The sequence below is a fragment of the Natrinema sp. H-ect4 genome (assembly GCF_041894845.1).
In the GTDB taxonomy this organism is placed as follows: Archaea; Halobacteriota; Halobacteria; order Halobacteriales; family Natrialbaceae; genus Natrinema.
Genome location: NZ_JBHDYC010000014.1, coordinates 22961 through 41482, shown reverse-complemented (window position 1 = coordinate 41482; position 18522 = coordinate 22961). Strand labels below are relative to the sequence as shown.

Genomic DNA, 18522 nt, shown 5'->3' with positions numbered 1-18522 from the left:
GCTCGCTCACTCATCCCTCGCGCAGTTTCGGCCCGCGGCTCACAGTCCGTTCGCCGCGGCCCAGCGCGCGCCACCGCAGAAATCGAGGCAGGCGTTCAGTCCTCGGTCTCGAGAACGCGGTCCCGAAGTCGCATCCCTTCCTCGGTCTCGACCGAGAGGTCGGGAACCGGGACCTTCTCGCCGTTTTCGTCGATCGCGACGAAGGTGAACGTCGACTCGGTGGTCTTCTCGGTCTCGCCGCTGCGGGGCTCCTCGCGCCAGGCGCGGAGCGCGACGTGGACGCTCGTCCGGCCCGCATCGTAGATACTGTCGGCTGTAAGTCAGTGAGGCGATTCACCGGACGATCACGGCGAATCGCCGCCACCGTTACAGCCGACAGTATAGGCCTCGACGAGGGCGGTGTCGCCGATCCGGATCGGCCGCTCGAAGTCCAGTTCGTTCACGCGGGCGGTGACGCAGGTTTCACCGGCAAAGCGCATCGCGGACATCGCGCTCACCTCGTCGAGCCACTTCATCAGGTTGCCGCCGTGGAGCGTGTCGTTGTTGTTCGCGTGATTGGGCTGGACGCGGAAGCGATTCCGAATGTGGGTCTCGAGAAGTGTCGGCATAGCCGCCTTTCGTCCGGTGATGGAATAACGCTCCGGGTCAGTGGAGGTCGTGGTCTCGAGAAGTCCTCCGTCGACCAGGTAAAACGGGACAGTCGGTCAGTGACGCGACGATCAGGCGTCCCGACCCAGCTCCGCGAGCAAATGCGAGACGTGAATTCGATCGCTCGTTCCCTCGTGCATCTCGAAGTCGATATCGGCAGCCAGCCGGTGGATCTCGGCGAGGTGCTCGCCCTGGTAGCGCTTGCGCGCGACCCGGAGGACCACGTCCAGCACCTCATTGCCGTCTAACCCCTCGTCGACGAGCAGGTCGTCCAGCGTCGATCGCGCGTCGGTGAACGCGCCGGCTTCGGCGTCGTCGAGCATCGACTCGACCTCGTCCTCGAGGCCGACCTCGCCGATCGTCTCGTAGGCCGCGCTCATCGTGAGTTCGCCCGCGTTCTCGACGGTCGTCTGGGCCGCGAGGATCGCCTGCCGGAGGTTGCCGTTCGCGTAGCCCGCGACGAACTCGAGGCCGTCGTCGTCGTACGCGACTTCCTCTTCCTCGACGATGCGCTCGAGGACGGTGACGATCTCCTCGCTGGTCGGCGAGGGGAAAGAGACGGGGAAACACCGCGAACGGATCGGCGGGATGAGTTTGGTCGGCTGGCGCGTGGCGACGATAAACTGCGTCGTCCGGTGGTGTTGCTCCATGATCCGGCGCAGGGCCTGCTGGAAGTCCTCGCGGACGTCCTCGGCATTGTCGAGCAAAATCGTGGTGTAGCCGCCTGAAACGGGCGCGTAGCTCGCCGACTCCTTGAGGACGTGGTTGATCATGTCCCGCTTGGACATCGACGAGCGGCCGACGAGGAAGTGCTCGAAACGGGGATCGTTCTTAATCTCGGTCTTGGTCCGGCTGAAGAAGTCGGCGACGTTGATCTCGACGAAATCGTTGTCGGGGTCGTCGTGTGCCGCACGGGCCAGTGCGCGCGCCGCGGCCGTTTTCCCGCTTCCGGGCGGGCCCTGCAGGAGGAGGTTGATCGGCTCCTCGACGGCCCGCTCTAAGTACTCGCGAGCGTCGTCCTGTGGCAACTCGGCCAGCTCCGGGGCGTGGGTTTCGGTCCACAGCGGCGCGTCCATCGCCAGCGACTAGGAGTGGGGCGGGTAAGAATCGGTCGGTTGGGAGCGGGTACTGCGGTGTCGTCATCTATCGACCGTCTTGACACGACAGGACGAGTCGCTATAGTAGCCACTGCAAGTCATTGCACGCCTGATCGAACGACAGCTGTCCGATCAGTGTGTGAATCGTTTCAGTGGCTACTATAGCCGGCGGGACCCGTCGACGACCCGGTGATCCGCCGCCTCTCGGCGAGCCGTCGATCCGCTACTCGCCGCTCGAGTCGTTCCCGGCCCCGCCGTCGTCCGAATCACCCGTCTCCACGTCCGCCGGCGTAAACGTCGTCCGCACCGGTTCGCCCTCGAACTCGATCGGCGAGGCCGCACCAGCGTTGTCGGGATTGCCGGCGTAGAGTGCCACCGTCAGTTCCTCGTCCTCGTCGATGGAGGCGTTGTCAGAGAGTTCGAGGGAGACGTTCTCGTGTTCGCCCGGCTCGAGTCGGTCGGTCGTGCCGATAGCCGCCCCGTTTCGCTCGAGGGCGACGAATCCCGCCTCGGGAATCGCCGCGGAGACCGTCACGTTCCCGTCGCTCGCGGTTTCGACCGAGACGCTCGGATCAGTATGGAACTCGAGATCGATCCGATCGAGTACCCCGTCGTCCTCGGTGTAGACGCCGATCGACTGGTTCCCGGGCGGTGCGCCGCTTGTGTCCGTCTCGAGGGCCACGGTTCGGGTCTCACCGCCCTCGAGTTCCAGCACCTGTCTCGCGAAGACGGCCCCGTCGATACGGACCTCGACGGGCTGTTGGGCTCGGAACTCCGTCGGATTGCGGATCGTGGCGTTCACCTCGATCGTCTCGTTCGTCGTCGCCGTCGCCGGCACGTCGATCGATTCGACCATGAACGAGTCGCTGACCGCATCGTCGCCGGTCGTCACCGTCGCGGTGTCACTAACCGGGAACCCGTCCTCAAGATAGGGCTGATCCTCCTCGCCGCCGCTCGCCTCGTAGGCGTACCCTTCGTCGTCCGACGTGTCCCGATGAACCGTCGCGGTCAGCTGCCCGAGGAGTTCGCGGGTCGCGTCGTCCTCGCGCTCGAGGGTTACGTTCTCGTGGCTGCCGGCCTCGAGGCGTTCGGAGACGGCCAGTGGCTCATCGCCGCCGTCGCTGATGACGACGTAGCCGCCCTCAGAAAGGGTAACCGACTGCACCGTGACAGTGGAGCCGTTGCCCTGTTGATCCTCGAACGTGATCGAGGCCTCGGGGTCCTCCTCGACGCCGAAGATGGCGGGGGCCTGGCCGACGACGATACCGGCGGCGATGACGATCATGATCGCGATCAGAATCGCACCGATCCGCTTCAGCGTGCCGAACGTCAGTCTCGAACTCATTGGGGGTGTCGTCGTCCTCGTCTTCGTGTTCGACGGACGTAAAATGCGCAGTCCGTTCGCAGACAACCGATTTGGTTCGGGATAGTTTTGCTGAATAATCGCCAGTTACGAGATTTCAGCGGGCCTGTTCGTCGCTAACGGGCGATCCGAACGGTCGGGCTCGAGATTCCCACCCGAGGAGGGCAGTGCGAAACGCGAGACTCGACTCGAGCGATCCGAAGCCGGTTTAGTCGCGGCCCGCCGAAGGGGTACCGATGCCACTGCGCGTGACGTTTCTGGGGACGGCCGGCGCGATTCCGACGACGGCGCGAAATCCGAGTAGCGTTTTCGTCGCCCGCGAGGGCGAGGGGCTGCTGTTCGACGCCGGCGAGGGAACCCAGCGCCAGATGATGCGCTTCGGGACGGGCTTTTCCATCTCGAACCTGTTCGTCACGCACCTCCACGGCGACCACGTTCTCGGGATTCCGGGACTGCTCCAGACAATGGCCTTCAACGACCGCGACGCGCCGCTGGCGATTCACACCCCTCGCGGCACGCGTACCCAGCTCAAATCGCTGGTGAACGCCCTCGGAAATCGCCCCTCGTTTCCGGTGCGGATCAACGAAGTCGGCGGCGGCGACGTCCCCTATCGCGCTGAGGAGTACCAGGTCCGCGCGTTCGACACCGACCACGACACCCGCTCAGTCGGCTACGCGCTCGTCGAGGACGACCGCAAGGGCCGGTTCGACCGCGAGTGCGCCGAGGAACTCGGCGTTCCAGTCGGGCCGAAGTTCTCGAGACTCCACAAGGGCGAGGCCGTCGAACTCGAGGACGGCACCGTCGTCGACCCCGACCAGGTCGTCGGCGACCCCCGACCCGGCCGATCGATCGTCTACACCGGCGACACCCGTCCCGCGCAGGCGACGATCGAGGTCGCCGAGGAGCCCGACCTGTTGATCCACGATGCGACCTTCGCCGACGACCGGGCCGATCGGGCGACCGACACCGCCCACTCGACGGCCCGCCAGGCCGCCGAAATCGCGAACCGCGCCGGCGCGGATCGGCTCGCACTGATGCACCTCTCCTCGCGCTACGCCGGTCACACCGCCGATCACGAAGAACAGGCCCGCGAGGCCTTCGCTGGAGACCCGGCAGACGCGTTCGTTCCCGACGACGGACAGGGGCTCGAGATTCCGTATCCCGACGGCGAGTAGGTCAGTCGACGCTACCGTTCGATACAGGGGAACTGCGGATCACTTCGGACCAGCCACCCGGCGTGCGGTGGCGCGCGCTTGAGGCCAACCGAACGCAGTGAGGGTGGCCGATGACACTGCGCGAGGGATGAGCGAACGGTGACCGACGGGAACCGTGAGCAGCGAGCGTTAGCGCGGGACCGGAGGTCCCGCGAACCATGCGAATAGTGCGAGACCGGAGGTCTCGCATACCATGCGAACGGCGGCGGAGCCGCCGTGAGCAGACGGGCGCTGCGCGCCCGTGAGCAGAAATCGGCTGGGGAGGGCGTGGCGATTCCCTGTTGCCACGATAGCAGGACACTTCGTTCACCGGATACCCATCAAAATCCGCTGTTCCATTCACCGAGTGAATACGCGAATCGGCTGGAGAACGCGTTCCTGCTCCCGGCTCCACCCGACTCTATCGGAGTGCGAACCCGCGTCGGATTTATAGCCGTCTCGTCCCTATGACCTCCTGTGAGTACGCGAACGAGTGCGCTCGATGCGGTCGTCTTCGGCGTCGATATCCAGAGCGGTGACGTGCGCGGCGATGCACCATCGTACGCACTGGCGGTCTACGATGGGGAGGAGATCACTCGAGACGTCGTCTCCCACCGCAAGCTCAGGCGACTGATCGACGACGAGGAGCCGGCGATCGTCGCGACGGACAACATGTACGAGCTGGCCGCCGACAAGGACCAGCTGATCCACTTCCTCGGCTCGCTGCCGACCGGAACCAAGCTCGTACAGGTAACGGGTGCCGAACAGCCCGAGCCCCTCTCCCGCGTCGCGAACCGCCACAACATTCCCTACGGGAAAGACCCGATGCAGGAGGCCGAAGCCGCCGCCCGGCTGGCCGCCCACAACGTCGGCCACGAAGTCTCCGCGTTCACCGACACGACCGAAGTGAAGGTCGCCCGCGGCCGCTCGACCGGCAGCGGCGGCTGGAGCGAGGACCGCTACACCCGCCGCATCCACGGCTCGGTCAGGAAACGAGCCCGCGAGGTCGAGTCCGAACTCGAGGCGCACAACCTCGAGTACGAGCGCGACGTTCGGGAGGCCTACGGCGGCTTCGCGAACGCGATTTTCACCGTCCAGGCCCGACCCAGTGACATCCCCGTCTCGCGCAACCGATCCGGCGACGTCCGCGTCGAGATCGAACGCGAGCGCCGCGACGGCATCGAGTTCGAGCCCCTCGTCAAGCGCCGCGATCACGTCGTCGTCGGCATCGACCCCGGGACGACGACCGCCGTCGCCATCGTCGGCCTCGAGGGCGAGGTGCTCGACGTCTGGAGTTCCCGAACTAGCGATACCGCCGACGTGATCGAGTGGATCGTCGAGCGGGGCCGCCCGATCATCGTCGCGGCCGACGTGACGCCGATACCCGAAACCGTCGAGAAGTTCCGCCGAAGCTTCGACGCCGCGGGCTGGACGCCCAAGAGCGATCTCCCGGTCGACGAGAAGCAACACCGCACGCGCGAGCACCCCTACGACGACGACCACCAGCGCGACGCGATGGCCGCCGCGCTCTTCGCCCTCGACGCTCACGCGGACCAGTTCGAGCGCATCGCCGACAAGCTCCCGCCGGGGATCGATCGCGGCGAAGTCACCGCCCGCGTCGTCGCCGGCGAGGAGAGCGTCGAGGCCGCCCTGCGGGACCTGACCGATGACGAGGGCGGCGAGGAGGAGAAAGAAAACGAGCACGAGCCCCGCGAACTCACCGCGGAAGAGAAACGGATCAAGGACTTAGAGCGCCAGGTCGAGCGCCTCCAGTCGCACGTCGAACGGCTCGAGGGCCGCGTCGCCGAGCGCGACGACCGGATCGACGAACTCGAGTCGAAACTGACACTCGCCCGCCGCGAGGAACGAACGCAAGTTCGCAAGGACCGCGAGGTGAACCGCCTCGAGCGGAAGGCGAACCGCCTCGAGCGCGAGCGCGACGACGCCCGCGAGAACGTCGAGAGCCTCGAGAACAAGGTCGAGCGGATGAAGGCCCTCTGGAAGCTCGACCACTCGAACTTCAGCGACGTCTCCGCGGAGAAGGAGGGGCTGGTCCCGGTGAAGGTCGTCGAGAAGTTCACGAAGGGCGCGATCCGCGAGGCCGACGAGCAATATGGCATCGCGAGCGGCGACGTGGTCTACATCCGGGACGCCAGCGGCGCGGGCCGGTCGACAGCCAAACTCCTCGCGGAGTTCGATCCCCGCGTCGTCCTCAAGGACGGCGGCCTCTCGGAGATCGCCGACGAGCTCCTCTTCGAGAGCGAGATTCCGGTCGGCCCCGCCGACGACGTGGCCATGCAGGAGGTCGACGAACTCGCCGTCGCCCGCGAGGCCGACGTCGAAGCCGCTATCGACGACTGGCACGAACGCGCCGAGGCGCGGAAACGCGACCGCAAATCGGCGATGGTCGACCAGCTCATCAGCGAGCACCGCGCCGGCGACAGCGAAGTGTGAGACGGATCGCCGTCCTAAGAGCCACTATGAAGCGGACCGTCTCAGAACATCCCGAAGTTCTGGAGCATGCCCGAGATCAGGGACTTGACGACCAGACCGAGGCCGGCAACGATGAGTGCCATCCCCGCGGCGATCAGTAGATTCTGGGATGCGATGAGACCGATACCGGCGAGCAAGATCACGATACCGGCGATACCGAGCGCGCCGAGGTTTTTCAACATACCCAGGGGTGCAGAGCCGAGCGAAATAAACGGCGTGGTTTCCGCGCTCGCACGTCCGTCACGCGCCGTCAGTGACCGGCGTTCGGACGGACGATAAAGGATTAAACCACTCGAACGCGAATCCACGGCCATGAGCGACGGAGACGGTGGTCGGAAGAACCTCCGGATGCCCGAGGATGACGAGGTCTTCGCGACCGTCACGAACATGCTCGGGGCGAATCGGGTCACAGTACGCTGTGCCGACGGGACCGAACGCACCGCGCGCATCCCCGGCAAGATGCAAAAGCGCGTCTGGATCCGCGAGGACGACGTCGTGCTCGTCGAACCCTGGGACTGGCAGGACGAGAAGGCCGACATCACCTGGCGCTACGAGAAGAGCGAGGCCGATCAGCTGCGGGAAGAAGGCCACATCCAATAGGGGCGAAGTTTTCCTCTGCGGGCGCGCCGCAGGCGCACCCTCGGCAAAAATTTGCCGTGGTGAATCGCCATACAGAGTTTGATTTCACTGTGTCACGGCCCGCTCGATGTTGTAGACGACACACATCAGGACGAGTTCACGGAACTCGCCGTACGAGACGCGGAACGTCAAGTGAGCTAGCGCCAGCGAACCGTTGCCGCGGAATTTTAACCTATCAGACTCAGCCCGCGCAGCTGGCAGTACGCCCGGAGACCCGTAACACCTAGGTTGCCCCTATTTCGCGCCTCGAAGTGGCACCCGTTCGACCGGGAGACCCTTCGAAACGACTGGCCTGCAGAACGTGAGAGGGGCGGCGTCAGAATCGACGATTGCTGTGGGGTGAACTATCGGGATTGCCTACTGACATGCTCTTCGAGGGCGGCGAGAATCTCTTCCTCGTCCGGCCGGATATCGGACCGTGAGAACCGGATACTGGGCAGCGGCCCCTCTCGATGGAGTACGACGGCATCGTCGGAGAGCGTGAACGATTCAATCTCCGACCACGGGAGGAACTGGCGGTGAGTGTAAAGTGTTCCACTCCGGGCGTGTGATAGTCCGGTCGGAGTCAGCTCGAACTCTCGTTCGGAGAGGAACATCCTCGTGACAAGAACGAGTACCAAGACGAAGGGGCCAGTAAATACGACCGATACAGGCGCTACTGTGACTGCGAGGACCGCGAGGAGACCGATACCCGCGAGTACGACGATCACTAAGATCTTCAGCTTGTGCGACCGTGGCCACTTGGCGGACCACTTGATCGTCAGATCCTCGGCCCTCGTGGCGGAGCAAGCGATCTGGTTGCGGGCAGCACGCAGGGCTATTTCACCGACGAAAGCTGCAACAATCCCGAGGACGAACGCGATCGACGCCACGAGACTTGTGACCGGGATCGACGCCCCTTCGACGAACAACGTCGCGAACACCTCGAGAAGACTGAAATGGTAGGCAATCATCGGGAGGATCCCGGCAACCGGGAACAGCCACGGTAGCCATCCCGTGTTCAGCCACGAGAGGAGTCCCTCGTTGTTCCCTGCGACGGACACTGTCGAAGCACCGACCACGATAGCGACTACGCCCATCACACCGAGCGCCAGGAGGCGACTGCGGATCTGCACGTACCCGACGGCCCAGAGAGTCAGCGTCGGCGCGACGAGCGCAGCCACGTAGCATCCAGCGAGCACGGCGAACTGGGTGTTCGCTTGGCCCGGTGGTACGGCCGTGGGCTGCTCAATATCTTTCATATGATACACGTCATTCTCGATGGGCTAAATGTTGTCTGAATATTAACATGGTCAGTGGTGAGGTCAGCGATACAGACGAGGCGATTTGCAACTACGTCGCCCGAAAAAGCGGGCCAGAGAGTTGGAACGGTGACGAGGAGAGTTACTGGTGTCTCGATAGACAGCCAGAGATCGATTACTTCGGTTTCGGGCTCCATCGCTTCTGCCTCGCCGACAGTACCCATCGGAAACAAATGAACGTTGATACGGTATCGACGCGACCGACCGATCGTTTCGACTGACTGTCGTCCGACACAGAAGACTTATTCTATCGTTGTGCATCGACCCGCGCATGAAACTCAGCCGGCGGCGGTTACTCGGCGGTATCGGTGCCGGCGCTGCGGTCGGACTGCTCGGCATGCCCGCGGCGGTCGCGGAGTCCGAAACCGACACCGAGCGGGTGTTCGTCCACCCCGAAACGGGGCTGCTCAACGGGCTCGGCGATTTCTTCGGTCTCATCGATGCCGTCGGTGGCACGACGATCCTCGAGTACGACAATTTCGAGTTCGTGGTCGCAGAGGTGCCGTCGAACAGGCTGGACGAGCTGCGCGGCGACCGCCGCGTGGCGTCCGTCGAAGACGACGAGGAGACGGGGATCCCGTCGAACTGGTCGCCGTCCCTGTCGGACATCCTGAATCCTCCTGGGGGATCCGACTGTTTCGGCCATCCCGATCAACGACCGTCCTGGGGCGTCGAACGCATCGGTGCCGACACCGTCGAACCGGACGGCTCGAGCGTCGACGTGGGAATTCTCGACACGGGAATCGAATCGAGCCACTGCAGTCTCTCGGTCGAGGGCGGTCGGAACTTCACCGATGACGGGACGCCCGGCGACTACGAGGACCGCCACGGCCACGGGACGCACGTCGCCGGTGTCGCCGGCGCGTCGGACAACGACCTCGGCGTCGTCGGCGTCGCTCCCAGTGCGAACTTGTACGCGGTGAAGGTGCTGGGCGACGACGGCTCCGGTCGATACAGCGAACTGATCGCCGGGATCGACTGGTGCATGTCGAACGACGTGGAGGTGATCTCGATGAGCCTCGGCGGCGAGGCCTCGAGCGCCGCGATGGACCGGGCGATCGAGGCCGCACATTCGGCGGGACACCTCCTGCTCTGTGCGGCCGGGAACGAAGGAAACGGCGGGAACGGGTCGTGCGACGCGGAGACGATGACCTATCCGGCGACCCACGAGGACGTCGTCGCGGTCACCGCGATGGACGAGGACGACACGCTGGCGTCCTACAGCAGCGTCGGTTCGAATATCGACCTGCTGGCACCGGGAACGGGCATCACCTCGAGCACCGTCGACAACGAGTACGCGGAGGCGAGCGGGACGAGTGTCGCCTGCCCGTTCGTCACCGGCGTCGCGGCGCTCGTCTGGGAGACCCGAGAGGAAGAGGGTCCCGGCCCTACTGAGCAGGTGCGCCGGATTCTCACCGACACCGCCGAGCCGGTGTTGGGTACCTGCGAGGAGGGACACGGACTCGTGGACGCCCGCACGGCGCTCGGTCACGAACGCGCGGACGAGGGCGGTGGCGTCGTTGCCGGTAGCGTGGGGTCGATTATCGAGAATATCGTCTCGGGACTGGAATGGATCGCGAATCAGATCGCGGCCGTCCTCGAGTGGTTCCTGGGCCTGTTCCGGTGAGCGTCGGTCGAGCGGCTCGCCCGCAGGCGAGCGCGTACACACCGTAGGCGGCCAGTTATTGACCGGAAGGAGCGCGGCGAGACCCCACCGCAGCACCGGTCGATAGTACTAAATTCAGAATTGGTTTCCCCATCTGTGTGACGAGGATGAGCAGCGACGCGAGTGCCGACTACAGCCCGGCGACGTCTTCGATGGCGTCGGTCAGTTCCTCGATCGACTCGCGGTCGTGTTCGCCCATGTGGCCGATGCGGAACGTCTCTTCGCCGAGTTGGGAGCCGTAGCCGTTCGAGAAGACCATGTCGTACTTCTCGTCGACGGCCTCGATCGTCTCCGCGACGTCGATGCCCTGCGTGTTCTCGATGCAGGCCACCGTCTGGGATTCGTACCCCGCCTCAGGGAACATATCGAAGTGCTCGCGGGCCCACTCGCGCGTGTACTCGGCCATTTCCCGGTGGCGCTGGTCGCGGGCGTCGTGGCCCTCCTCGAGCATGTGTTTCATCTGCTTCCGATATGCGAGCATGACCGGAATGGCGGGCGTGGAGTGGGTCTGGCCCTTCCGGTCGTAGTAGTCCAGCGAGCGCTGGAAGCCGCCGTACCACGACGCCGACTCGGACTCGAGTTCGCGCTCGTAGGCGTCGTCGCTGACGACGCAGACGGCGAGGCCGGGCGGCATGGCGAAGGCCTTCTGGACCGACGTGAAGATGACGTCGATGTCGTGCTCGTCGATGTCGACGAGGTCGCCACCGAGCGCGGAGACGGCGTCGACGACAAAGTAGGTGTCCGGATAGTCGGCGACGACATCGCCGATCTCCTCGATCGGATTGCGGACGCCGGTCGAACTTTCGTTCATCACGCAGGTGACGGCGTCGTACTCTGTCTCGCTCTCCTCGAGGGCCTCGCGGACATCCTCGGGTTTGACCGCCTGACCCCACTCGTACTCGAGCGTGTCGACGGTCTTCCCCAGTCGCTCGGCCACGTTGGCCTGTCGCTCGCTGAAGCTCCCGCAGGTCGTACAGAGGACGTTCTCGTCGACGAGGTTGAGGAGCGAACTCTCCATGAATTCGGTCCCCGACCCCGTGAGGATGATGACCTCGTTGTCGGTGCCGAGGAACTCCTTCGTGTCCTCGACGATGGTGGTGTAGAGGTCGGTCATTCGATCCATTCGGTGGCCGAACATCGGTTCGCACATCGCCTCAAGGACGTCCTCGCGTACCTCGGTCGGGCCCGGGATGTACAGCGTTTTGTCCGGATAGTCGTCCTTATATTCGCGTTTCTTGCTCACGGAAATCACCTGATACGGGCTACTGCGTCGCGAGGTGGTATGGTACTTTTGATGCCGCACCGGGAATGGATCGGCGGTTACCACCGGAAGTCGGTTACCGGCGTTACTCCCTCGAGTCGTCGCTACTCCGAACTTCGATGCTGCCCGCCATCCCTGCGGAGTAGTGGGGCTGACAGACGTACTCTGCCATCTCGCTCGAGGCTTCGAACTCGAGTACCTGGCCATCTCCGGGTTCGGAGACAACGTCCGTTTCAAGGTCGTCGTACACGGTCCCATCGGCGGTGTAGATTGCGATATTATGCTGAATGCTGCTCTCGTTCTCTGTCCAGCGGATCGTGTAGCGTGCGCCCTCGGTAAGAACGATCGTCGGATTCGCTACATCTTCGAGAGCTGACGGTCGTTCACCGACCCAGGTGAGGGCATCGGAGCGAAACAGAATCTCCGTTCCGGGTTCGATGACGAACGTGTGATTCGTCGCGGATGAGTCGGTGTCGTCGCCGTCCGATTCCGTCTCGTCGGCATCGCCGTCGGTGTCCGCATCCGTGTCGGCGTCGGCACCGTCTGCTCCCGCATCGCCATCCGATTGAGAGCCGTTGCTACCGTTTGATTCTGTGTCCTCTTGTTCCTCGTCACCGCTCCCATCGCCCGACGCGTCGGGGTCGGTATCGGTTGAACTATCGTCTATACAACCGGCGAGAACCGCGCTCGAGGCGGTCAGGCCGGCACCTCGCAGTATCATCCGGCGGGTTCGCTTGTCGTAAGCAGTCACGTTCTCGGTAATGGTTATACAAAAATAAAGTATCGTCGTTTGACTTTTCGTCGGGTTCTCGATAGCGTCCGCTGTCGAAGAGATCGACAAAAGAATCGGTCGAAGAAAACGAGAAATAAAAAGTCGACGAACGGCGTTACTGCAGCTCGATGTCGCCCGCCATACCGGACGTGTAGTGGGGGATACAAACGTATTCAACCGTGTCACTCGAGGCCTCGAACTCAAGCGTCTGACCGTCGCCCGGGTCGGCGGTCACTTCGGTTTTCTTTCCGTTGTGAGTGCTCCCATCGCCGTTGTAGATCGCGATGTTGTGCTGTGCGCTACCGCCGTTTTCGTCCCAGCCGATCTCGTAGGTCTCGCCCTCTTGGAGCGCCAGCGTCGGGTTCTCCTGGCCCTCGATGCCGGACGGGGATTTCCCCTCCCACTTGTTAGAGCTCGTGGCCTTGAGCATGATCGTTTCGTCGGGACTGATTTCGACGGCACCGCTGTCATCGCCGTTACCGTTGCCGTTACCGTTACCGTCTCCGTTACCACCGCTACAACCGGCGACGAGCGCCGTCGATGCGGCCGCGCCCGTGAGCTTCAGTGCTGTCCGCCGCGAAACTGGGTTGTCTCGTGCCATCATCGGGGATTGGGTTTGACCGCATAAAAATTGATACCTTCTCTCGTTACAACGTTATGTGAGTACATACCACAATGTAGGGAAGAGTGTATTCGCTGACTGTCCGATACCGCGACCGGTATCAGGCGTCGCCGCGGTCGCCCGATCGGACGCGATCGGTTGCCTCGAGCGGGAGTCGCAAAAACAGTGGCACCGTGACGACGGCGATCGCGATCTCGAGACCGCCGACGACGAGGAAGGCGGTGCCGTAGCCGTAGCTGCTGGCGACGGTGCCGCCGAGGAGGAAGCCGCCGAGGAAGCCGAGGCTGCCGGCGAGATTGAATCCGGCCATGGCGATCCCGCGTTCGCTCTCGTCGGCGAGGTCGGTGACGAGCGCCATCGTCGCGGGGGCGACCAGCGCGCCGAGGACACCGACGCCGACCATCGCGATCGCGGCAGTTGCGACCGACGGCGAGGCCCCGACGAGGAGGATCCCGCCGCCGTAACACAGCGAACCGACGACGATCGGGATCGTGCGGCCGATCCGATCCGAGAGGGCACCCATCGGATACTGCAGGAGGGCGAAGGGCGCGAAAAAGCACGCCAGCATGAGCCCGGTCGTTCCGGCGTCGAGCCCGAACGCCTCCTGGAAGTAGAGGGTCCCCACGAGCGCGAAGAAGCCGGCCGTGAGCCGATCGACGAAGCCGAAGGCGAACGGAATCGACAGCGTCGGCCGCTGACGGATCCCGTCGACGAGCGCGCGAGCGGACCGGCGTTCGTCTGGCGTGCGGTCCTCGACGAGCGAGACGGCGATGCCAACGAAGACGAGCAAGCCGGCGGCGACGAGCAGCGGTGCGAGCGGGTCGACCTCCGTTAGCTGGCCGCCGATCGGCGCGCCGAGGGCGGCGCCGAGCCCGATGGCGATCCCCGCCGCGCCCATGTTCCGGCCGTGGCCGCCCTCGAGGTCCATCAGCATGGTCATCGTCAGGGAGAACGCGCCGATGGTCATCGCGCCCTGAAAGACCCGCAGGAGGAGCACGCCCTCGAAGGGGATCGATCCCACCGCGGGGACGGCGGCGAGGGCGGCGTAGCCGACGGCACCGGCGACGGCGCTGGCGACGATGAACGGCGTCCGGCGGCCGGTCGCATCGCTCGCGACGCCCCAGACGCCGACGAACGTGACGTAGGCCGCGAACTCGGCGACCAGAAACCACATGCTCGCGTCGAGCGGTGTCGCCGCGAACGCCGAACCCGTCGCGTCCGCACCCAGCGCCGCCACCAGCGTCGCCACGCCCGGATAGAGCAGCACCTGCGAGAACAACACCGCGAAGACGAGGGCGGCGAGCACGGCCCGGTCGCGATCACTCGAGTGCACGACGGGGGCTTGGCCCTCCGTGAGTATGAAGCCGTTCGTCTCGATGCAAGCAGCTACGGGGCAGGGGTCGTCCTGTCTCTGGTATCAACGCATGGGGACGACAACGGCCGGAACCGATGGAGTTTCGGTCGCTGAGAACGTGTTACTCTCGATGACAGTCACGCGCCGGCACGTACTCGCTGCGGGAGTCACCGCCGGAACGGGGGTCGTTGCCGGCTGTACGAATGTCGTCGACGATTCGCTCTCGTCGACTGCCGCGACCGTCTCCGGGGCAGCGCTCGCGGAAACCGGGTACGACGAACGCGCCGTCGACGAACTCGTCGTCAGGCGGACCGTCGGCCGATTCGGGATCGAACGCTCGCTCGAGGCGCGGAACTGGTACGCCGAGTACGACCGGGCGATCCCGCTCGAGGCGCTCGGACTGATGCGCGTGCAAGCAGCGGTCGTCGCCGTCCTCACGACGCCACAGATAGCCGTCCTCGGGAAGACGTTCAATCCCGTCGGTGACTTCTCGACGAACGAACTCGTCGCGCTGATCCAGAGCCGATACGACCGGCTCGAGGACGTCCAGTCCGTCGGCGAAGAATCGATCTCGATCCTGGGGACCGAGACGACGCTCGCCCGGTACGAAGCGCGTGCGCGGCTGATTTCCGAGAGGAGCAGGCTCGACGTCGACCTGCAGGTCAGCGAGCCTGTCGCCCACGGTGACGACTTTGTGCTCTGTATCGCGGTCTCTCCGCAGGCAGGAGGACTCGAGACGGAGTCCGATACCGTTCGGACGATGTTCACGTCGCTCGAGCACGCGTAAGGATCGACGGGAGCGGCTGAACCTACGGACGGATGTAGGCGTAGCCCTCGCTCTGCAGTCGGGTGAGTTCACCGCCGCCGGAGGGGACGGTTTCGACACCTTCGACGAGATCCGATTCCGCGAGGTCTTTGAGGTCGAGCGTGTTGCCACAGGCCTTGACCGAGATTCCCGTCTCGAGGAGCGATTCGACCGTGTCGCTGCCCTCCCCACCGGCCGTCAGCGGCTCGATCCCGTCGGCCTGTGCGACGATGGCGATGTCGTCGATCTCGACGGAGTCGTCTTTCGTGAGATTTTCTGCGATCGTGAGCGCGGTCTGTTGTTGTGCCGGTTCGTCGGCGATGAGGTGGAAGACCGTCTGCATATCTCGATAGGGCGGCCGGCTAGGGAAAGCGTTTGAGCCTGCAAGCGAAGCGCTCCGTGTGAAACGGTCGGCTCGGAGGCTCGAGGCGGCCGTGTGTGCACCTCATCGAAGCAAGCGTTCGTGCGTCCGTCTCTGACGCGAACGCGTTCGCCCCGTTCGTGCGTGACATTCTCTAGTCTGCGGTTTTTGCCGTTACTGCCACGCATATGAACGTGGAGTAGTATGCATACTAAACATGAGCGACGACGCGAGCGACGGGCACGACGCCGATCGCGAGACGTCAGCGACGTCTCGAGACAGAGGCGGTGAAACCGCCGACGCCGAGGACGGCGGGCGCGGGCTCGGCACGCGCAGCGTCCACGCCGGCCAGTCTCCCGATCCGGAAACCGGCGCGATGGCACCGCCGATCTACCAGACGACCTCCTACGTCTTCGAGGACGCCGACACGGCCGCCGCCCGCTACGCCCTCGAGGACGACGGCTACATCTACTCTCGTATCGCCAATCCGACCGTCACGACGCTCGAGGACCGCCTGGCCGACCTCGAGGGCGGTGCCGGCGCGGTCGCGACCGGAAGCGGCATGGCCGCACTGGATTCCGCAGTGCTGATTCTCGCCGAGGCGGGCGACAACGTGGTCTGTTCGACCGACACCTACGGCGGGACGACCACCTACTTCTCGAAGACCGCAACCCGGAGAGACATCGAACCGAAGTTCGTCCCCACGCTCGAGTACGACGCCTACGAGGAGGCCATCGACGAGGATACCGCGTTCGTCCACGTCGAGACGATCGGCAACCCGTCGCTGGTGACGCCCGACTTCGAGCGCGTCGCCGAGGTCGCCCACAACAACGGCGTCCCGCTCGTCGTGGACAACACCTTCGCGACGCCGGCGCTGTGTCGACCGCTCGAGCACGGGGCCGACGTCGTCTGGGAGTCGACGACCAAGTGGCTCCACGGCTCCGGCACCACGGTCGGCGGCGTGCTGGTCGACGGCGGCTCGTTCCCCTGGGGTGAACACGGCTACGACGAGATCGCGGGGCAGAATCACGCCTACCACGACGTCGACTTCTCGCGGGACTTTTCGGACGCACCGTTCGCGGCCACGGCCAGATTCCGCTCGCTGCGCAGTCTCGGCAACCAGCAGTCGCCGTTCGACGCCTGGCAGACCCTTCAGGGACTCGAGTCGATGCCCCTGCGCGTCGAAACGCACAGCGAGAACGCCGCGATCGTCGCGGAGTATCTGGACGACCACGATGACGTCGCCTGGGTCACACACCCGGGGCTCGAAGACCACCCCACTCACGGCAACGCCACGCGGTATCTCGCGGACTTCGGCGGGATGGTCGCGTTCGGGCTCGAGGAAGGGTTCGAAGCCGGGAAGACGTTCTGCGAGAGCGTCGACCTCGCCCAGTTCCTCGCGAACATCGGCGACGCGAAGACGCTCGTCATTCACCCGGCAAGCACGACCCACGGTCAACTCTCGCCGGAAGAGCGCGAAGAAGCGGGCGTGACGGCTGATCTGATCCGGATGTCGGTCGGGATCGAGGATCCCGAGGACATCTTGGCCGACCTCGAGCAGGCGATCGAGACGGCGACGCGGGCCAGTCGAGGGACGGGTGAGACAGCGTGACGACGAAGGAGACGGTCGATCTGGGGGAGTTTCAGTTCGAGTCGGGGGAATCGATCCCGAACCTCGAGGTCGCCTACGAGACCTACGGCGATTTCACCGGCGATAACGCGGTCCTCGTCTGTCACGCGCTGACCGGCAGCGCCCACGTCGCCCGTCGACCGGACGCGGGCGGCGAGACAGCGGGACAGGCCCGCGCCTGGTGGGGCGACGTCGTCGGTCCCGGAAAGGCGATCGACACGAGCGAGTACTACGTGGTCTGTGCGAACGCACCCGGGTCGTGTTACGGGACGACCGGCCCTGCCAGCGAGAACCCGGAGACGGGCGAGCCCTACGGCACCGACTTCCCGCCGGTCACGGTCGGCGACTGGACCCGCGCTCAGCGGGAGCTGCTCGACGCCCTCGGCGTCGGCCGGCTCCACGCCGTCGTCGGCGGCAGCGTCGGCGGGATGAACGTCCTCGACTGGCTCCGCCGGTTCCCCGACGACGTCGAACGCGCCGGCGCGGTCGCCACCGCCGCTCGGCTCGACCCGCAGTGTCTCGCGCTCGATACCGTCGCCCGCCGAGCGATCACCAGCGATCCCAACTGGAACGGCGGTCACTACTACGGCGGCCCGGAACCCCGGGACGGCCTCGCTCGAGCCCGCCAGATCGGCCACATCATGTACCTCTCGAAGGCATCGATGGGGCGGAAGTTCGGCCGCCGCTCGGCGGGTCGGGAAGCGGTTCGCGGGGACCCGCCGGACTCCGCGGCCGCCTTCTTCCCCTACCGGGAGGTCGAGTCCTATCTGGACTACCAGGCCGACAAGTTCACCGACCGGTTCGACGCCAACAGCTACCTCTACATGACTCGCGCGATGGACGATTTCGATCTCTCGGCGGGGTACGAGTCCGACGCCGACGCGCTGGCGGCCTTCGAGGGCGAACTCCTCTTGCTGTCGTTTACCGGTGACTGGCACTTCACCGTCGAACAGGCCGAAGCGCTGGCCGAGGCCTGTCGCGACGCGAGCGTCGATGTCGCCCACCACGTGATCGAGTCCGATCACGGCCACGACGCATTCCTCGTCGAACCCGAAACCGTCGGCCCGCCGCTCTCGGACCTGCTCGAGACCGGACTCGAGGGCCGTGCGATCACCGATACGGCACCGGCGGCCGACGAGACCAGCGACTTCGCCCCGGTTCACACGAGTCTGTTTTCGAAGTGATATACTCTTCCAACCGATACGAACGGAAATTTCCGCTCGAAAGGAGGCCACGAGTATACTCACGATAAACTGAAAATCATGCCATATAAACAGTGTCGTAAAGTATAATACCACTCTGTCTGATGTGTTAGTG

General features: G+C 64.8%; 16 protein-coding genes and 1 pseudogene. 7 read left to right on the top strand and 10 right to left on the bottom strand.

Features of this window, described 5'->3' with window-relative positions; translation table 11 throughout:
* Nucleotides 1–95: 95 nt before the first annotated feature.
* The 3 genes and pseudogenes from ACEWFR_RS17255 to ACEWFR_RS17245 form a co-directional block, all read right to left on the bottom strand.
* Nucleotides 96–608: pseudogene (locus ACEWFR_RS17255) on the bottom strand (acyl-CoA thioesterase).
* Nucleotides 609–719: 111 nt separating this feature from the next.
* Nucleotides 720–1724: an AAA family ATPase gene (locus ACEWFR_RS17250; RefSeq protein WP_374062218.1), complete on the bottom strand. Its 1005-nt coding sequence runs from the start codon at nt 1722–1724 to the stop codon at nt 720–722.
* 244 nt (nt 1725–1968) lie between these two features.
* Nucleotides 1969–3090, bottom strand: coding sequence for a DUF4179 domain-containing protein (locus ACEWFR_RS17245; RefSeq protein WP_374062217.1), 1122 nt, complete (start codon nt 3088–3090; stop codon nt 1969–1971).
* Between the two features lie 254 nt (nt 3091–3344).
* On the opposite strand from ACEWFR_RS17245, the gene rnz reads away from it, so the two are divergent.
* Together rnz and ACEWFR_RS17235 are read left to right on the top strand one after the other, a co-directional pair.
* Entirely contained in the window at nt 3345–4283 is a 939-nt protein-coding gene (gene rnz, locus ACEWFR_RS17240) for a ribonuclease Z (RefSeq protein WP_374062216.1), read from the top strand.
* A 495-nt stretch (nt 4284–4778) separates the two neighbouring features.
* Nucleotides 4779–6755 (top strand): DUF460 domain-containing protein, encoded by a 1977-nt coding sequence (locus ACEWFR_RS17235; RefSeq protein ID WP_374062215.1) that lies wholly within the window; start codon nt 4779–4781, stop codon nt 6753–6755.
* A gap of 41 nt (nt 6756–6796) precedes the next feature.
* On the opposite strand, the gene ACEWFR_RS17230 is transcribed toward ACEWFR_RS17235, so the two are convergent.
* Nucleotides 6797–6976, bottom strand: a complete 180-nt coding sequence (locus tag ACEWFR_RS17230; RefSeq protein WP_098725111.1) for a hypothetical protein — start codon at nt 6974–6976, stop codon at nt 6797–6799.
* 130 nt (nt 6977–7106) lie between these two features.
* Here ACEWFR_RS17230 and eif1A point away from each other — a divergent pair, with 130 nt between their 5' ends.
* On the top strand, nt 7107–7394 hold the full coding sequence (gene eif1A, locus ACEWFR_RS17225; RefSeq protein ID WP_098725110.1) for a translation initiation factor eIF-1A: 288 nt from the start codon (nt 7107–7109) through the stop codon (nt 7392–7394).
* A gap of 383 nt (nt 7395–7777) precedes the next feature.
* Here the strand turns inward: eif1A and ACEWFR_RS17220 are convergent, their stop codons facing one another.
* A complete protein-coding gene (locus tag ACEWFR_RS17220; RefSeq protein ID WP_374062214.1) occupies nt 7778–8674 on the bottom strand; it encodes a hypothetical protein in 897 nt (298 codons plus the stop codon).
* 331 nt (nt 8675–9005) lie between these two features.
* Here ACEWFR_RS17220 and ACEWFR_RS17215 point away from each other — a divergent pair, with 331 nt between their 5' ends.
* Nucleotides 9006–10361 carry a S8 family peptidase gene (locus ACEWFR_RS17215; protein WP_374062213.1) on the top strand — a complete coding sequence of 452 codons (1356 nt, stop codon included), beginning with the start codon at nt 9006–9008 and terminating at the stop codon, nt 10359–10361.
* A gap of 169 nt (nt 10362–10530) precedes the next feature.
* On the opposite strand, the gene ACEWFR_RS17210 is transcribed toward ACEWFR_RS17215, so the two are convergent.
* The 4 genes from ACEWFR_RS17210 to ACEWFR_RS17195 all read right to left on the bottom strand — a co-directional run bounded on the left by ACEWFR_RS17210 (nt 10531) and on the right by ACEWFR_RS17195 (nt 14388).
* Nucleotides 10531–11643 (bottom strand): alanine--glyoxylate aminotransferase family protein, encoded by a 1113-nt coding sequence (locus tag ACEWFR_RS17210; RefSeq protein ID WP_374062212.1) that lies wholly within the window; start codon nt 11641–11643, stop codon nt 10531–10533.
* Nucleotides 11644–11746: 103 nt separating this feature from the next.
* Complete coding sequence (locus ACEWFR_RS17205; protein WP_374062211.1) at nt 11747–12412, bottom strand: plastocyanin/azurin family copper-binding protein; 666 nt, start codon at nt 12410–12412, stop codon at nt 11747–11749.
* A 136-nt stretch (nt 12413–12548) separates the two neighbouring features.
* Nucleotides 12549–13034, bottom strand: coding sequence for a plastocyanin/azurin family copper-binding protein (locus ACEWFR_RS17200; RefSeq protein WP_374062210.1), 486 nt, complete (start codon nt 13032–13034; stop codon nt 12549–12551).
* A gap of 121 nt (nt 13035–13155) precedes the next feature.
* Complete coding sequence (locus ACEWFR_RS17195) at nt 13156–14388, bottom strand: MFS transporter (protein WP_374062209.1); 1233 nt, start codon at nt 14386–14388, stop codon at nt 13156–13158.
* A gap of 151 nt (nt 14389–14539) precedes the next feature.
* On the opposite strand from ACEWFR_RS17195, the gene ACEWFR_RS17190 reads away from it, so the two are divergent.
* Nucleotides 14540–15196 (top strand): DUF6517 family protein, encoded by a 657-nt coding sequence (locus ACEWFR_RS17190; protein ID WP_374062271.1) that lies wholly within the window; start codon nt 14540–14542, stop codon nt 15194–15196.
* A gap of 22 nt (nt 15197–15218) precedes the next feature.
* Here ACEWFR_RS17190 and ACEWFR_RS17185 read toward each other — a convergent pair whose 3' ends face one another.
* Nucleotides 15219–15557 (bottom strand): DsrE family protein, encoded by a 339-nt coding sequence (locus ACEWFR_RS17185; RefSeq protein ID WP_098725106.1) that lies wholly within the window; start codon nt 15555–15557, stop codon nt 15219–15221.
* Between the two features lie 235 nt (nt 15558–15792).
* Here ACEWFR_RS17185 and ACEWFR_RS17180 point away from each other — a divergent pair, with 235 nt between their 5' ends.
* Both ACEWFR_RS17180 and metX read left to right on the top strand, forming a co-directional pair.
* A complete protein-coding gene (locus tag ACEWFR_RS17180) occupies nt 15793–17187 on the top strand; it encodes an O-acetylhomoserine aminocarboxypropyltransferase/cysteine synthase family protein (RefSeq protein WP_374062208.1) in 1395 nt (464 codons plus the stop codon).
* Nucleotides 17184–18389: a homoserine O-acetyltransferase gene (gene metX, locus ACEWFR_RS17175; RefSeq protein ID WP_374062207.1), complete on the top strand. Its 1206-nt coding sequence runs from the start codon at nt 17184–17186 to the stop codon at nt 18387–18389. The genes ACEWFR_RS17180 and metX overlap by 4 nt, the downstream gene beginning before the upstream one ends.
* The last annotated feature ends 133 nt before the right edge of the window (nt 18390–18522 follow it).

Coding starts and splice junctions, on each gene's coding strand:
- ACEWFR_RS17230 (WP_098725111.1), bottom strand. CDS start 6,976: ATGTTGAAAAACCTCGGCGCGCTCGGTATCGCCGGTATCGTGATCTTG.
- ACEWFR_RS17180 (WP_374062208.1), top strand. CDS start 15,793: ATGAGCGACGACGCGAGCGACGGGCACGACGCCGATCGCGAGACGTCA.
- ACEWFR_RS17215 (WP_374062213.1), top strand. CDS start 9,006: ATGAAACTCAGCCGGCGGCGGTTACTCGGCGGTATCGGTGCCGGCGCT.
- eif1A (WP_098725110.1), top strand. CDS start 7,107: ATGAGCGACGGAGACGGTGGTCGGAAGAACCTCCGGATGCCCGAGGAT.
- rnz (WP_374062216.1), top strand. CDS start 3,345: ATGCCACTGCGCGTGACGTTTCTGGGGACGGCCGGCGCGATTCCGACG.
- ACEWFR_RS17190 (WP_374062271.1), top strand. CDS start 14,540: ATGACAGTCACGCGCCGGCACGTACTCGCTGCGGGAGTCACCGCCGGA.
- ACEWFR_RS17245 (WP_374062217.1), bottom strand. CDS start 3,090: ATGAGTTCGAGACTGACGTTCGGCACGCTGAAGCGGATCGGTGCGATT.
- ACEWFR_RS17185 (WP_098725106.1), bottom strand. CDS start 15,557: ATGCAGACGGTCTTCCACCTCATCGCCGACGAACCGGCACAACAACAG.
- ACEWFR_RS17200 (WP_374062210.1), bottom strand. CDS start 13,034: ATGGCACGAGACAACCCAGTTTCGCGGCGGACAGCACTGAAGCTCACG.
- ACEWFR_RS17250 (WP_374062218.1), bottom strand. CDS start 1,724: ATGGACGCGCCGCTGTGGACCGAAACCCACGCCCCGGAGCTGGCCGAG.
- ACEWFR_RS17220 (WP_374062214.1), bottom strand. CDS start 8,674: ATGAAAGATATTGAGCAGCCCACGGCCGTACCACCGGGCCAAGCGAAC.